The sequence below is a fragment of the Caballeronia arationis genome (assembly GCF_001544975.2).
Lineage (GTDB): Bacteria > Pseudomonadota > Gammaproteobacteria > Burkholderiales > Burkholderiaceae > Caballeronia > Caballeronia arationis.
Genome location: NZ_FCOG02000025.1, coordinates 63,380 through 77,777 on the forward strand (window position 1 = coordinate 63,380; position 14,398 = coordinate 77,777).

The 14,398-nt window shown below is 65.8% G+C and carries 12 protein-coding genes; 3 read left to right on the forward strand and 9 right to left on the reverse strand.

Translation table 11 applies throughout. The annotated features are described in order from the left end of the window. Positions 1-35 precede the first annotated feature (35 nt). From lpdA to AWB81_RS17330, 3 genes are all read left to right on the forward strand, one after another. Positions 36-1,466, forward strand: a complete 1,431-nt coding sequence (lpdA, locus tag AWB81_RS17320; RefSeq protein WP_062637507.1) for a dihydrolipoyl dehydrogenase — start codon at positions 36-38, stop codon at positions 1,464-1,466. A 103-nt stretch (positions 1,467-1,569) separates the two neighbouring features. Beyond that, positions 1,570-2,667 carry a cell division protein ZapE gene (zapE, locus tag AWB81_RS17325; protein ID WP_062637554.1) on the forward strand — a complete coding sequence of 366 codons (1,098 nt, stop codon included), beginning with the start codon at positions 1,570-1,572 and terminating at the stop codon, positions 2,665-2,667. Between the two features lie 137 nt (positions 2,668-2,804). Then, on the forward strand, positions 2,805-3,245 hold the full coding sequence (locus tag AWB81_RS17330) for a transposase (protein WP_159938910.1): 441 nt from the start codon (positions 2,805-2,807) through the stop codon (positions 3,243-3,245). A 103-nt stretch (positions 3,246-3,348) separates the two neighbouring features. Here AWB81_RS17330 and AWB81_RS17335 read toward each other — a convergent pair whose 3' ends face one another. The 9 genes from AWB81_RS17335 to AWB81_RS17375 form a co-directional block, all read right to left on the reverse strand. Further along, a complete protein-coding gene (locus AWB81_RS17335) occupies positions 3,349-3,813 on the reverse strand; it encodes a DUF2147 domain-containing protein (protein WP_062637509.1) in 465 nt (154 codons plus the stop codon). A gap of 168 nt (positions 3,814-3,981) precedes the next feature. Then, positions 3,982-4,767 carry a 5'/3'-nucleotidase SurE gene (gene surE, locus AWB81_RS17340; protein WP_062637511.1) on the reverse strand — a complete coding sequence of 262 codons (786 nt, stop codon included), beginning with the start codon at positions 4,765-4,767 and terminating at the stop codon, positions 3,982-3,984. A 144-nt stretch (positions 4,768-4,911) separates the two neighbouring features. Continuing rightward, a complete protein-coding gene (locus AWB81_RS17345) occupies positions 4,912-5,151 on the reverse strand; it encodes a hypothetical protein (RefSeq protein WP_062637513.1) in 240 nt (79 codons plus the stop codon). Positions 5,152-5,303: 152 nt separating this feature from the next. Then, complete coding sequence (locus AWB81_RS17350) at positions 5,304-6,242, reverse strand: DUF1571 domain-containing protein (protein WP_087135035.1); 939 nt, start codon at positions 6,240-6,242, stop codon at positions 5,304-5,306. Positions 6,243-6,260: 18 nt separating this feature from the next. Beyond that, positions 6,261-8,009, reverse strand: coding sequence for an AMP-binding protein (locus tag AWB81_RS17355; RefSeq protein ID WP_062637515.1), 1,749 nt, complete (start codon positions 8,007-8,009; stop codon positions 6,261-6,263). Between the two features lie 91 nt (positions 8,010-8,100). After that, the gene (locus AWB81_RS17360; RefSeq protein ID WP_062637518.1) at positions 8,101-9,417 is read right to left on the reverse strand and encodes an acetyl-CoA C-acetyltransferase; all 1,317 of its coding nucleotides are present in this window, start codon (positions 9,415-9,417) and stop codon (positions 8,101-8,103) included. Then, entirely contained in the window at positions 9,414-10,346 is a 933-nt protein-coding gene (locus tag AWB81_RS17365) for a MaoC family dehydratase (protein ID WP_062637520.1), read from the reverse strand. The genes AWB81_RS17360 and AWB81_RS17365 overlap by 4 nt, the downstream gene beginning before the upstream one ends. Further along, complete coding sequence (locus AWB81_RS17370; protein WP_062637522.1) at positions 10,343-11,773, reverse strand: 3-oxoacyl-ACP reductase; 1,431 nt, start codon at positions 11,771-11,773, stop codon at positions 10,343-10,345. The genes AWB81_RS17365 and AWB81_RS17370 overlap by 4 nt, the downstream gene beginning before the upstream one ends. A gap of 4 nt (positions 11,774-11,777) precedes the next feature. Next, on the reverse strand, positions 11,778-14,282 hold the full coding sequence (locus AWB81_RS17375) for an acyl-CoA dehydrogenase (RefSeq protein ID WP_062637524.1): 2,505 nt from the start codon (positions 14,280-14,282) through the stop codon (positions 11,778-11,780). Positions 14,283-14,398 lie beyond the last annotated feature (116 nt).

Here is a 14,398-nt window from a genome sequence, read left to right on the forward strand (position 1 = left end):
ACGCGCGCCGCGACGCCAACAAGAGAAGGAAAGTCATGTCCAAGGAATTTGACGTCGTCGTGATCGGCGCCGGCCCCGGCGGCTATATCGCGGCGATTCGCGCAGCGCAGCTCGGCAAGTCGGTTGCGTGCATCGAGAAGTGGAAGAACCCGGCCGGCGCGCTGAAGCTCGGCGGCACCTGCCTGAACGTGGGCTGCATTCCGTCGAAGGCGCTGCTCGCGTCGTCGGAGGAATTCGAAAACGCAACGAAGCATCTAGGCGATCACGGCATCAGCGTGTCGGACGTGAAGCTCGATATCTCGAAGATGCTCGCCCGCAAGGAAGGCATCGTCGAGAAGATGACGAAGGGCATCGAGTTTCTGTTCCGCAAGAACAAGATCACGTGGCTCAAGGGCCACGGCAAGTTCACCGGCAAGACCGACGCCGGCGTGCAGATCGAAGTGTCGGGCGAAGGTGAAACGGAAACGGTCACTGCGAAGAACGTGATCATCGCGACGGGTTCGAAGGCGCGCCATCTGCCGAACATTCCGGTCGACAACAAGATCGTCGCTGACAACGAAGGTGCGCTCTCGTTCGACGCCGTGCCGAAGAAGCTCGCCGTGATCGGCGCGGGCGTGATCGGCCTGGAACTCGGTTCGGTGTGGCGCCGTCTCGGTTCGGACGTGACCGTGCTCGAAGCGCTGCCGGCGTTCCTCGGCGCATGCGACGACGCGCTCGCGAAGGAAGCCGCGAAGCAGTTCAAGAAGCAGGGGCTCGACATTCACCTCGGCGTGAAGATCGGCGAAGTGAAGACGACCGACAACAGCGTGTCGCTCGCCTACACCGACAAGGACGGCAATGCGCAGACGCTCGAAGCGGACCGACTGATCGTGTCGATCGGCCGCGTGCCGAACACCGACAACCTCGGCCTCGAAGCGATCGGCCTGAAGGCGGACGAGCGCGGCTTCATCTCCGTCGACGACCATTGCGCGACCGCCGTGCCGAACGTGTACGCCATCGGCGACGTAGTGCGCGGACCGATGCTCGCGCACAAGGCGGAAGACGAGGGCGTGCTGGTGGCCGAGATCATCGACGGCCAGAAGCCGCACATCGACTACAACTGCATTCCGTGGGTGATCTACACCGAACCGGAAATCGCGTGGGTCGGCAAGACGGAGCAGCAGCTGAAGGCCGAAGGCCGCGAGATCAAGTCCGGCCAGTTCCCGATGATGGCGAACGGCCGCGCGCTCGGCATCAACAAGGCGGAAGGTTTCGTCAAGATGATCGCCGACGCGAAGACCGACGAGATTCTCGGCGTGCACATCATCGCTGCGGACGCATCGGACCTGATCGCCGAAGCCGTGGTGGCGATGGAGTTCAAGGCGGCGTCGGAAGACATCGGCCGAATCTGCCATCCGCATCCTTCGTTGTCGGAAGTGATGCGTGAAGCGGCGCTCGCCGTCGACAAGCGCGCGCTCAACATGTAATTCCGGTTGTACCCGGGCGGCACCACGACGAAGGCGGGCGGGAGTTTTCCCGCTCGCCTTCGTCATATCCAAAGGCCGAATCGTCGGCCACATGCGCGGCATCATGAACGTCAACGAATACTACGAACACGAACTAGCGACGCGGGGATACCAGTCGGACGAAGCGCAGCGCGCGGCGGTCAAGCGCCTGCAACGCTGCTACGACGAATGGGTCGCGTACAAGGCGCGCCGCTCGAACGCGCTGAAGAAGTTCCTCGTGCGTCCCGAACTGCCGCGTGGCGTGTACATGTGGGGCGGCGTCGGGCGCGGCAAGAGCTTCCTGATGGACAGCTTCTTCGCGGTCGTGCCCGTGACGCGCAAGACGCGCCTGCATTTTCACGAGTTCATGCGCGAGGTGCATCGCGAACTGGAGGAGCTGAAAGGCCAGGCCGATCCGCTCGACGAACTCGCGCGCCGGATCGCCAAGCGCTACCGGCTGATCTGTTTCGACGAATTCCACGTCTCCGACATCGCTGACGCGATGATCCTGTATCGGTTGCTCGACCGGCTCTTCAACAACGGCGTGCAGTTCGTGATGACGTCCAATTACGAACCTGACGCGCTGTACCCCGAAGGCCTGCATCGCGACCGGCTGCTGCCCGCGATCGAACTGATCAAGTCGAATCTGGATGTGCTGAACGTCGATGCCGGCACCGACTACCGCAAGCGCACGCTATCGCAGGTCACGGCGTATCACACGCCGCTTGGCGCGACCGCCGACAAGGCGTTGCGCGCCGACTTCGCGAAGCTCGCGGCAGTCCCGGACGAGAGCCCGATCCTTCACATCGAGAAACGCGAACTGAAGGCATTGCGCAAAGCGGACGGCGTCGTCTGGTTCGACTTCGCGACGCTCTGCGGCGGCCCGCGCTCGCAGAACGACTACCTCGAACTCGCGAGCCGCTTCCATGCGGTGATCCTGTCGGATGTGCCGCAGATGTCGCCGCGGATGGCATCGGAGGCGCGCCGCTTCACCTGGCTCATCGACGTCTTTTACGACCACAAGGTGAAGCTCCTGATGTCGGCGGCGGTGCCCGCGGAGCAACTGTATGTCGAAGGTCCGATGGCGAACGAGTTCGCGCGGACGGTTTCGCGCATCGTCGAAATGCAGTCGAAGGAATATCTGGAGACGCCGCGACGCATCGTCGATACGTCGCTGACTTGAGAACTGTACCAATAATGCCGCCTAGGCCAACTGGCTAAAGGCTTCGGCTGCAATTTCAAGATTCGGACATCTCTGATACCGACGCTCTGGGGCGGCCGGTATCTTCCGTGCACACCTCAATGTGTATGGAGAAAAGCATGAAGCCCTATCGCGACATGACCGATGAAGAATGGCAAATGGTCGCACCGCTGCTTCCCGAACTGCGGCCACGCGCGGAGTTGCGTGGGCGTCCGCTGGCCAACACGCGGGCCGTGCTGAACGGCGTGCTGTGGGTGATGTACAGCGGCGCGTCGTGGTCGACGCTGCCGCGCAAGTATCCCTCGTATCAGACCTGCCATCGCCGCTTCAAGGCTTGGCATGACTCCGGCATTCTCGCGCGCGTGATGCTGCAATTGTTCGGCCCGGCGGGCGAGAGCCTGTATTCGCTGATGACGTCGCGGATGCGCGTGCCGGCCAGCGTTCCCGATGCGATGGAGAGCGCCGTGCCGGAGAGTTCGCTCCTGCGCGACACCCCGCCGGCGATCCCCGAGCTTCTGCCGCCGCGTTTTGTCCCAGGTGTGGTGCGGCGCGCGGCCTGAGGTGTCGCGAATATCTCGATAGCCTTGCCGCAAAAAAAGCCGGCCAAAGACAAAAGTCTTTGGCCGGCTTTTTTTATGCGACGCGCGATCCCTGACGCAAGACCTACTGCTGGCGAATCCACGTCTGCGAGCGCCCCAGCAGCGACACGCCGATAAATCCGCGCACCACGAGTTTCTGCCCGCCGTCCTCGAGATGCATCTTGCACTTGTAGAGCTTGCCGCTCTCCGGATCGAGGATCTGCCCGCCTTTCCAGTCGTCGCCGTCCTGCTTCATGCCGGTGATGATCGTCATGCCCTTGATGAGTTGATCCTTGCGCGCATCGGTGCACGCGGTGCAGCGGCGCTCCGGCTTGTCGTTGTCGCCGAGGCCCTGCACGATCCTGCCCGACAGCATCCCGCCGCCATCGTCGACGATCTGGACTACCGCCTTCGCCTGGCCGGTGTTGTCATCGATGGTTTGCCACACGCCCACGGGCGAATTCGTTTGAGCTGCCGCGAGCGTCGCCGATGCGAAGAGCGCGCAGGCCAGCATGCCGCGCGACAACGCGCCTGCCGTGAAACGGATCATGCTTTCTCCTTGGATTGAAACGTGTCTCCGGCGCGCGGTGTCGTGGCTTGCGGTCGTTCGCGCGTCCTGGCCGGCCAGCATACGTGAATGCGCCGGCATCGTTTTGTAGGAAGTCCTCTAGCGATGCCGGTGCAGGGCGCGTCGATGGCGCAAATGCCGGGAGCCGCCTCAGTCGCCGCGTCCGAGGCGGGCGGTGAGCGTGGCGAAGGTGCGCTCGTCGGTGCGATCGAAGTGCAGGGGCGTCACCGAGACGCGTCCCGAGGCGACTACGACCGTCTCGCTGTCCGGGGCATTGGCGCGCGCGCCGCGCTGAAAGCGCAGCCAGTGATAGGGCAGCCCGCGCGGATCGGTCTCGGTCAGCACGTCGATGCCCTCGACGAGACCGACGCCTTGCCGCGTCGGCGTGAGCGGGCCGGCGGCCGCGGCATCGCAGGAGGGGAAGTTGACGTTGAGGCAGGTCGGCGCGTCGTGCGAGATCGCGAGCAGTTCGCGGATCACGCCGGGCGCGAGCGCACGCGCGGTGTCCCAGCGGACATTTTCGCGGTCGGTGAAGGTCTGGGAGAGCGCGATCGACGGCAAGCCGAGCAGGAGGCCCGTCATGGCTGCCCCGACGGTGCCGGAGAACATCGTCTCGACGCCGAGATTCGCGCCACGGTTGATGCCGGAGAGCACGAGCGTTGGCGGCGCGTCCTTCATCAGATGGCGCGCGGCCATCACGACACAGTCGCCTGGGGTCCCTTGCACGCCGAAGCGCCGTTCGCCCTGCTGGCTCACACGCAGCGGCGAGTGCAGGCTGATCGAGTGCGACGTGCCGCTCTGGTCGTGTTCGGGTGCGATCACCCAGACTTCGTGCGCGAGTTCTGCCGCGACGGCTTCGAGGACGGCCAAGCCGGGCGCGTCGATGCCGTCGTCGTTGGTGAGCAGCACACGTTGAACAATGGGTCCTACGGACATCGCGAATCTCTCCTTTGTCGACCAGAGTGGCGCTGTCCGTCAGAGTCAGCGTTGCTCCGGTCGCATGCAGTTGCGGTCGATCGGGTTGGCCGGTCGATTATTGCAGAGATCGCGCGGGGACGCGGGGCCCCGGTCTTCCGTGGGTTATTTCACGCCCAGTCCGCGCAGGACCGCGTTGCCGTCCTCGGTCAGTCGCACTTTCGCCTCTCCGGCGTCCTGCGCCACCGTCTCGACATAGCCGTATTCCTGCAACGATGCGACATCGGGCGTGGCCGCGAGGGCGTCGATGGGTGCGTGCGCGAGCAGCAGCAGGGTGGCGATCTCGTGATGGCTCAGAAGGCGCTTGATGGCTCGTACGGGAGCCGATTTTGGCCGGAGGTTCATGGGTGAACTCCTTGAATTTACATGGCGAAGGTGGCGGGCGGCCACGGTATTTGCGATGGAGTGCGGGCAATGTATCGGCCGATTCTTAGGCGAAACTTAAGATTGTCCCGGCATATGTTTCGCCATGTGTCACGGTAGGAAAGCGATCCGAATCAGAACCGATATTCCGGGCTATGCGGGTCGAATGTCAGATCGTCGAAGGTTTTCGGCAGGATGGTCTGAAAGACGATGCTCTCGAAAATATTGCCGTCGTTGTCGAACGATTCGACGGAGCGGAAATAGGGCCGCCTGAGATCGAGCCCGAGAATTTCCTTCTTCGCATAAAACTCCGGCTGCCCGGTCGGCGTTTCATAGGTGAAGGCGACGACCCGCGCACCTTCGATCGTCTTCACTTCGATGCGGCTCGCACGCGTGACGCCGGCATCGGCGAATTTCTGTCCTTCGGCGAGGAACTGGCGCGTGATGTACTCGACGCCGAGATCGCGCACCGAATGATTCGACTGCGTGCGCGCGAGCGGGCCATTCAACGACGCCCACAGCGGCACGACCCCGAGCAGGCCGCCGAGATGACCGTAGACCTGGTCGGGGCGCTTCGAGTCGTCGTAGATCAGTTCCTGGCCGGCGTGCGCCCCGCCGGGCAGCCACTTCGCATAGATGCGCAGCGGATCGCGCGAGAGGCGCACGAGCATGTGATCGGGTTTGTCGGGCCACACGCCGCGGATGCGCTCGCGCCTGACGAGCGTGAACTCGTATGACGGGTAGCCGTTCGGCCCCTGTTTCAGGTAACGCGGGAGCGTGAGCGGATCAAGCGATTCGAAAAGCGCGACGAGTTCGGCGTCCTGCATCTGCGCGAGCATGCCGCTGCGCGCGGCGCGCGATAGCCAGCGGACCTGCTGATCGAGTGTGAGCTTGCCGGCGTCGGAAGCCGGCTCGGCGGGCGGCGAGGGCGCGTGTGCGTCAGGACTGGCCGCCGCCGTCGCGGCGGACGTGGGCAGCACGGCGTCCGGGGTCTGGGCGCGCGCCTCCGGAAGACACCAGCACGCAAGCAGCAGGGCAATCGCCAGCGACGATCGGTGTCGCGCGTGCGTCATAGGGTGTTTCTCCGTGGCTCAGTCCTTCGCTTTGGAAAGTTCGGCGTCGCGCAATTCACGACGGAGTATCTTGCCGATGGTCGTCTGCGGCAGCGAGTCGCGGAATTCGACGGCGACCGGCACCTTGTAGCGAGTCAACTGTAAACGGGCGAACGCGATCACTTCTTCCGTGGTGAGCGACTTGTCGCGCGGCACGACGAACACCTTCACGCGCTCGCCCGCGGCCGCGTCGGGAATGCCGATGGCCGCGACCGTGCGCACTTTCGGGTGCATCGCGAGGACGTCCTCGATCTCGTTCGGATAGACGTTGAAACCCGACACGATGATCATGTCCTTCTTGCGGTCGATCAGGCGGACGTAGCCCTGCGCGTCCATCACGGCGATGTCGCCGGTCGCGAGCCAGCCTTTCGCGTCGATGACTTCGGCCGTCTCTTCCGGGCGGTTCCAGTAGCCTTTCATCACTTGCGGGCCCTTTACGCAAAGCTCGCCCGCTTCGCCGATGCCGGCCCAGGTGCCGTCGTCGCGCCGCATGCGCACGAGCGTCGAAGGCGCGGGCACGCCGACCGTTCCGTCGAATTCGCGCTGATGAGTCAGGTCGACCGGCGTCATCGTGACGATCGGCGAGCATTCCGTAAGCCCGTAGCCTTCCACGATCGGCTGCCCGGTCAGCTCGCGGAAACGCTCCGCGACGGCCTTTTGCGTGGCCATGCCGCCCGCCATCGCGAGCTTGAGCTTCGAGAAGTCGCGGCGCCGAAATTCCTCGTTCTCGAGGAGCGCGTTATAGAGCGTGTTGAGCGCCGTGATGCTCGTGAATGTCTCGTGGCGCAGCACCTGCATCATGCGTTTGATGTCGCGGGGATTCGCGATCAGGATGTTGCGCCCGCCGATGCCCATGAAAATCAGCGCATTCACCGTCAGCGAGTAGATGTGATAGAGCGGCAGCGGCGTGAGCACGGTTTCGGCTTCGCCCTTCAGTTGCTCTTCGGCCCACGCCTTCGCCTGCAGCAGGTTCGCGATGATGTTGCGATGCGTGAGCATCGCGCCTTTCGCGATGCCCGTGGTGCCGCCCGTGTATTGCAGGAACGCGATGTCGCCATGCCCGACGCGCACCGGTTCCAGCTTGCGCTTCCTGCCAATAGCCAGCGCCGCGCGCAGGCCGACCGCGTGCGGGATGCGGTATTGCGGCACGATCTTCTTGACGTGGCGCAGGAGGAAATTCAGCGCGTGGCCTTTCAGATTGATGCCGTCGGAGAGCAGATCGCCGAGCGCAGTGACGATGACGTTCGCGACGCGCGTGCCCGGCAGCGCGTCCTGCAAGGTCTTCGCGAAGGTTTCGAACACGACGACGGTCCGCGCGCCGCTGTCCTTCAGTTGATGCGCGAGTTCGCGCATCGTGTAGAGCGGATTGACGTTGACGACGATCGCGCCCGCGAGCAGCGTGCCGAACAGCGTGACCGGATACTGGAAGGTGTTGGGCATCATCAGCGCGACGCGGTCGCCGGGCGCAACCCCCAGGCTCTGGAGGTACGCGGCGAATGCGCGCGCCTTGGCGCCGAGCGACTCGTACGTGAGGCTCGACCCGACGCTCGTGTACGCGACCCGCTCGCGATACCGCTCCACGCATTCGTCGAAGAAATGCACGAGCGAGCGATAGCGCGACAGGTTCACCTCATGCGGCACGCCCGGCGGGTACGACGCGTACCAGATGCCGTCGGTGTCGTGCGGGTCGGACGGGTCCGCGCGGGGCGGTACGTCAAGCGGGTTCATCTGCGGTCTCCATGGACGCCGCGTTATTCCTTCGAGTTGTAATGTGCGTGCAACGTTCCGCAGGCCGGCTCGTGCCTCCTTCCCAACTCTTTCAGGATGCCCGCTCCAGAATCGCGACCACGCCTTGGCCGCCCGCCGCGCAAATCGAGATCAGGCCGCGCAACGGACGGTCGTCGGCGCGCGGTGGCGCCTTCGCGAGCATCTTCGCCAGCATGCCGACGATCCGGCCGCCCGTCGCGGCGAACGGATGGCCGGTCGCGAGCGAGCTGCCGTTCACGTTGAGCCGCGCCCGGTCGATCGAACCGAGCGGCCCGCCGAGGCCCAGTTGCGTACGGCAGTATTCGTCGTCTTCCCAGGCGGCGAGCGTGCAGAGCACCTGCGCCGCGAACGCCTCGTGGATCTCGTAGAAGTCGAAGTCGTCGAGCGCGAGACCCGCACGCGCGAGCATGCGTGGCACCGCGTAGGCGGGCGCCATCAGGAGGCCTTCCTTCTTGTCGATGTAATCGACTGCCGCCGTCTCCGAAAAGCTCAGGTACGCGAGCACCGGCAGGTTGCGCGCTGCCGCCCAGTCAACGGATGCGAGCAGCACGGCGGAGGCGCCGTCGGTGAGCGGCGTCGAGTTGCCCGCGGTCAGCGTGCCGGCGTCGCGGTCGAAGACCGGTCTCAGCGCCGTGAGCCTGTCGATGCCGATGTCGGGGCGCAGCGTGTTGTCGCGTGCGAGGCCCTTGTATGGCGTCATCAGGTCGTTGAGAAAGCCGCGCTCGTACGCAGCCGCGAGCTTGCGGTGACTTTCCAGCGCGAACTCGTCCTGCGCCTCGCGCGAGATCTTCCAGCGCTTGGCCATCAGCTCGCAGTGTTCGCCCATCGAGAGGCCAGTGCGCGGTTCCGCGTTGCGCGGAAGCTGCGGCTTGAACAGCATGCCGGGCCGCAGTTTCGCGAGCGCCCCCGCGCGCTGTCCCGCCGAGCGGCTGCGGTTGGCTTCGAGCAGGATCTTGCGCATCCGCTCATTCACGCCGATGGGCGCATCGGAGGTCGTATCGGCACCGCCCGCGATTCCCGCGTCGATCTGCCCGAGCGCGATCTTGTTCGCGACGAGGACGACTGCTTCGAGCCCGGTGCCGCAGGCCTGCTGCACGTCGTAGGCGGGTGTTTCCTTGGCGAGCGTGGTCGACAGCAGCGACTCGCGGGTAAGGTTGAAGTCGCGCGAATGCTTGATGACCGCGCCCGCCGCGACTTCGCCGAGACGCAGGCCGTGCAGGTTGTAGCGGTCGATGAGACCTTGCAGCGCGAAGGTCAGCATGTCCTGGTTCGACGCCGTCGCATAGGCCGTGTTCGAGCGCGCGAACGGTATCCGGTTGCTACCGACGATCGCGACACGGCGCACGGCGGAAAGGGTGGGGGCGCTCATGGCAGTTCCCATTCGAATTGTCCACGCAGATGCGGCCGGGTACCGGCCAGGTCGCGCACTTCGAAGTCGCGTTTCATCGCCGCGGGCGACGCGCTCCAGAGCGTGGTTTCGCCGGGCAGGAAGATCGGCAGCTTGAAGTCGCCGTGGGCGTTCGCCGCCGCCAGCGCCTTCGACGGATGCAGCGCCGCGAGCGTGCGTCCGAGCGTCCACATGCCGTGCGCGATCGCGCGCGGAAAACCGAATGCCCTGGCCGTCAGCGCGTGCAGATGAATCGGGTTGAAGTCGCCGGACGCCTTCGCGTAGTCGCGACCGAGCTGCGCGGGCAGTTGCCAGCGCGCCTCGCGTACGAGTGGCGGCGCGGGTGTCGTGTCCACCGCGGTCGTTGTCGGCGGCAGCGCTCTGGCATCGGCCGAAGCAGCGTTCGAACCGTGCGCGCCGCGCTTCAGATAGACGCTGTCGCCTTCCCAGACCGCTTCGCCGCGCCGATAGATCCGCGTATGCAGCGTGAACGCCTGGCCCTTCTCGTGCGCGACGAGCGGTCCGCTTTCCACCTCGATACGCAGATTCTGTCCCGCCGACAGCGCTCGCCGCATCCGCACCGAATTCGCCAGATGCACGATCCCGACGGCCGACCACGGAAACGCCGGATCGGTGAGCAGCATCAGATGCAGCGGAAACGCGAGCACGTGCGGAAACGAGAGCGGCACGCCGTGTTCCGGGATGAAGCCGCACACGCGTGCATAGCGGCCGATCTGCTCGGGATCGAGCGCGACATCGGGCCGCACGAGCCTGAGCGCCGGCACTTCCGCCGACGCATGCGGGCGCTTGAAGAGCCCGGGCAGCGCGCGCCCATAGAGCTTCGCGGGCGGCGGCAGCGTATCGACGACGACCGTGCGGGGGCGTGCTGCCGAAAGCGCATGCATCGTCATGCTCCGATCAGGCTCTGGCCGCACACGCGCACTACCTGGCCGCTGATGCCCGCCGACGCCGGGCTCGCGAGCCACGCGACCGTCTCGGCGACATCGACCGGCTGGCCGCCCTGGCTCATCGAATTCATGCGGCGGCCGGCCTCGCGGATCGCGAACGGGATCTTCGCGGTCATCTGCGTTTCGATGAAACCCGGCGCGACCGCGTTGATCGTCATGCCGCGCGCCCGCAGCACGCCCGCCATGCTGCTGACCCGTCCGATCACGCCTGCCTTGGAGGTCGCGTAGTTGGTCTGCCCGAGGTTGCCCGCGATGCCGCTGATCGACGACACACCGACGATCCTGCCGCCGTCATGCAGCACGTTCTGCGCGAGGAGCGCATCGTCGATGCGTTCCTGCGCCGAGAGATTGATGTCGATCACGCTGTCCCACGCGTCCTTGGTCATCTTCGCGATGGTCTTGTCGCGCGTGATGCCGGCGTTGTGCACGACGATGTCGATGCCGCCCATCGCGAGCAGTGCCGCCGCGAGCTCGGCGGGCGCCTCGGGCGCAGCGATGTCGGCGACGAGGGCCGCATGCGCGCCGCCCGACGGCGACTGGTCTTCGATTGCGAGCATGGTCTGGTCGAGCGCGTCGCTGGCCTGTGGGACGTCGACGCCGGTCACGTGCGCACCGAGCGCCGCCAGCACGCCGGCAATCGAAGCGCCGATGCCGCGCGCCGCGCCCGTCACGAGCGCGCGCCGGCCTTCGAGCGGACGCGACCAGTCGGCGGGGCGCGTGACGGACGCGGCTTCGATGCGGATCACCTGTCCGGATACATACGCCGAGCGCGGCGAGAGAAAAAAGCGCAACGCACCTTCGATATCGGCGCCCTCGGCGACCTGCAGCAGATTCGACGAGACGCCGCCACGCGCCTCCTTGCCGAGCGAGCGCGTCATGCCTTCGAGCGCGCGCTGCGCGGTCCACGCGCGCGGATCCGCGCGCGTTTCCGGCGGCCGCCCGAGGACGACGACGCGGCCGCTCCTTGCCACCGAGCGCAGCGCGTCGTGAAAAAAGCCGTAAATCGCGCCGAGTTCGCTGCTGTCGGCTATGCCGGTCGCGTCGAAGATCAGCGCCTCTACGCGGTCGCTCGCGACCGAATCGCGCCGGTGCGGCTCGAAGCGGCCGCTCATCGCGCCGTGCCGGTTCGCGCGCGGCAGCCAGCCCTCGGCGCTTCCGTGCGCGACGCTCGTCATGCCGATCGACTGCAATACGTCGATCAGCGGGTCGAAGAGCGCGGGCGACGGCCCCGCGCCGATCGCGACGATGCCCCCGAACTCCGGCCGGTCCGGCCGGTGACGGCGTAGCACTTCCGGCTTCGGCAAGCCGATGGAACGGGCAAAGCCCGCACCGAACGAAGAATTCACGAAGTCGAGATAGCGGTCTTTCATGATCTCAGGCAAGCACCTCTTCCGGTTCCCGCTCGAGCGCTTCCTTGCGCCTCAGCAATGCTTCGAGCATACCGAAATCGGCGGCAAAGTCATCGACCTTCACGAGTTCGGCGCCATAGCGCGCGTAATCGACGAGCACCTGGCGCTGGCCGGCATCGATCAGGCCGAGCGCTTCGGCTTCTGCCGCCCAGGCGTCGATTTCGGGCAGGCTTTGCGGCATCGGCCTGAGCACCCCCGCCTTCACTTCGGGCCGGAGCTTGCGCTCGATCGCGTCGAAACGCGGACTGAGCGCGAAGACCAGTTCGCCGTAGCCGAGCGGGTCGATGTCGGCGGGCGGCGCGTAGGAATCGGCGATCAGACGCTCGCGCGCTTCGCCCGGTATCTGCATCAACTCGGCGATGCCGCTCGCGAGCGCATCGCCCGGCACGCGATACGGCAGCCCGAACGGAAACACGAGCGCGCGCACGATACGCGCCATCGCGCGATGCGGGAAGTTGTCGAGGACGCCTTCGAGCGCGACCTGCGCTTGCTGCAACGCGTCCTCGACGCCCCAGCGCACGAGCGGAAGATCGGTTTCGGGACGGCCGTCGTCCTGGAAGCGCTTGAGCGTCGCCGAGATCAGATAGAGTTGGGAGAGCACGTCGCCGAGGCGCGCCGAAAGCCGCTCGCGGCGTTTCAGTTCGCCGCCGAGCACGAGCATCGACACGTCCGCGAGCAGGGCGAACGCAGTCGAGAGACGCGTCGCCGCGCGATAGTAGGGGATGAGGCGCGTGTCGGCCTGCACGGGCTTCGGGATCAGCGCGCTGCCGCCGAACGCGAACACGAGGCTGCGCATCGCATTCGACGCGACGAAGCTCGCGTGGCCGAAGAAGGCGTCATCGAAGTCGCGCACGGCCTTCGCGTGGCCGGGCTCGCGGGTCGCGGCCATCTCCTTCAGCACGTACGGATGGCAGCGGATCGCGCCCTGTCCGAAGATGATGAGACACCGCGTCAGAATGTTCGCCCCTTCGACGGTGATCGAGATCGGCACCTGCTGATAGGCGCGCGCGAGAAAGTTCGACGGTCCCATGCAGATGCCCTTGCCGGCGACCACATCCATCCCGTCGTTGATGACCTTGCGGGCACGCTCGGTGATGTGATACTTCGCGATCGCGGAGATCACGGAGGGTTTTTCGCCGAGGTCGACCGCCTGCGCCGAGAGTTTTCGCGCCGCGTCCATCACGTAGAGATTGCCGCCCATGCGGCCCATCGCTTCCTGCACGCCCTCGAACTGTCCGATGGGCGTGCGGAACTGCCGGCGCACGGCCGCGTACGCGCCGGTGCCGCGCACGGCGAGCTTCGCCATCCCGACATTCGACGACGGCAGCGAGATCGCGCGGCCCGCCGCGAGGCATTCCATCAGCATGCGCCAGCCGTTGCCGACCTGCGCCTGGCCGCCGATCACCCAGTCGATCGGGATGAAGACGTCGCGGCCCCAGTTCGGACCATTCTGGAACACGGCGTTGAGCGGCCAGTGGCGTCGGCCGATGTTCACGCCCGGATGGTTTGTCGGGATCAGCGCGCAGGTGATGCCGGGTTCGTCGCCGTCGCCGAGCAGCCGGTCGGGATCGAGCGCGCGGAACGCGAGACCGAGCACGGTCGCGACCGGACCGAGCGTGATGTAGCGCTTGTCCCAGGTGAGCCTGAAGCCGAGCGTCTCGCGCCCTTCATGCATGCCCCGGCAGACGATGCCGACGTCGGGAATCGCGGCGGCGTCCGAGCCGGCGTAGGGGCTCGTCAGCGCGAAGCAGGGGATGTCGTCGCCGCGGGCGAGGCGCGGGAGGTAGTGATTCTTCTGCTCCTCGGTGCCGTAGTGCATGAGCAGTTCGGCGGGGCCGAGCGAATTCGGCACCATCACGGAGACGGCGGCGGCCGAGCAGCGCGTCGCGAGCTTCATGATCACCTGCGAATGGGCGTAGGCGGAGAACTGCCGTCCGCCGTACTGCTTCGGGATGATCATGCCGAGAAAACCGTTCTCCTTGATATAGCGCCAGGTCTCGGGCGAGAGGTCCTGCCAGACGGCTGTGGTGTCCCAGTCGCTTGCGAGATCGCAGAGGCGCGTGCATTCGTTGTCGATGAAGCCTTGTTCTTCTGCCGTGAGCTTCGCCCGGCCGTGCGCGAGCAGCGAATCCCAGCGCGGGCGGCCGGAGAAGAGCTCTGCGTCCCACCAGACCGTGCCGGCTTCGATGGCGTCGCGCTCGGTCGGCGACATCTCCGGCAGGATCTTGCGGAATACGCCGAGCACGCGCTGGCTGATGAGCGCGCGACGCAGCGGCCTGATGGCGAGCACGAGTGCCGGAGCCACGAAGAGCACGCCGAGCAGTGCGGTCGCGATCGGACCGGTGATGTCCGCGAACCAGCCGAGCGCGACCCATACGATCATCCAGGCGAGCCATGCGAAGGCGCTCGCCTGCATGTACACGAGCGCGCCACTCACGATGATGAACGCAACCACGAAACCTGTTGCCATGACGTTCCCCCTTGTGCGATGTCTTGTCGTTTCTACTACAGATTAGGCGGGGTCGTGCAGCAGGGGGCATTCCTGAGGATGTCGCAAAGGGCGAATCGAGTCTTTCCTCTAGAACG

What these genes read in the sequence shown, in the direction of transcription:
- AWB81_RS17375 (WP_062637524.1), bottom strand. Translation starts at nt 14,282, where the DNA reads ATGGCAACAGGTTTCGTGGTTGCGTTCATCATCGTGAGTGGCGCGCTC.
- AWB81_RS17355 (WP_062637515.1), bottom strand. Translation starts at nt 8,009, where the DNA reads ATGAACCCGCTTGACGTACCGCCCCGCGCGGACCCGTCCGACCCGCAC.
- AWB81_RS17365 (WP_062637520.1), bottom strand. Translation starts at nt 10,346, where the DNA reads ATGACGATGCATGCGCTTTCGGCAGCACGCCCCCGCACGGTCGTCGTC.
- AWB81_RS17350 (WP_087135035.1), bottom strand. Translation starts at nt 6,242, where the DNA reads ATGACGCACGCGCGACACCGATCGTCGCTGGCGATTGCCCTGCTGCTT.
- AWB81_RS17335 (WP_062637509.1), bottom strand. Translation starts at nt 3,813, where the DNA reads ATGATCCGTTTCACGGCAGGCGCGTTGTCGCGCGGCATGCTGGCCTGC.
- zapE (WP_062637554.1), top strand. Translation starts at nt 1,570, where the DNA reads ATGAACGTCAACGAATACTACGAACACGAACTAGCGACGCGGGGATAC.
- AWB81_RS17330 (WP_159938910.1), top strand. Translation starts at nt 2,805, where the DNA reads ATGAAGCCCTATCGCGACATGACCGATGAAGAATGGCAAATGGTCGCA.
- AWB81_RS17345 (WP_062637513.1), bottom strand. Translation starts at nt 5,151, where the DNA reads ATGAACCTCCGGCCAAAATCGGCTCCCGTACGAGCCATCAAGCGCCTT.
- lpdA (WP_062637507.1), top strand. Translation starts at nt 36, where the DNA reads ATGTCCAAGGAATTTGACGTCGTCGTGATCGGCGCCGGCCCCGGCGGC.
- AWB81_RS17360 (WP_062637518.1), bottom strand. Translation starts at nt 9,417, where the DNA reads ATGAGCGCCCCCACCCTTTCCGCCGTGCGCCGTGTCGCGATCGTCGGT.
- surE (WP_062637511.1), bottom strand. Translation starts at nt 4,767, where the DNA reads ATGTCCGTAGGACCCATTGTTCAACGTGTGCTGCTCACCAACGACGAC.
- AWB81_RS17370 (WP_062637522.1), bottom strand. Translation starts at nt 11,773, where the DNA reads ATGAAAGACCGCTATCTCGACTTCGTGAATTCTTCGTTCGGTGCGGGC.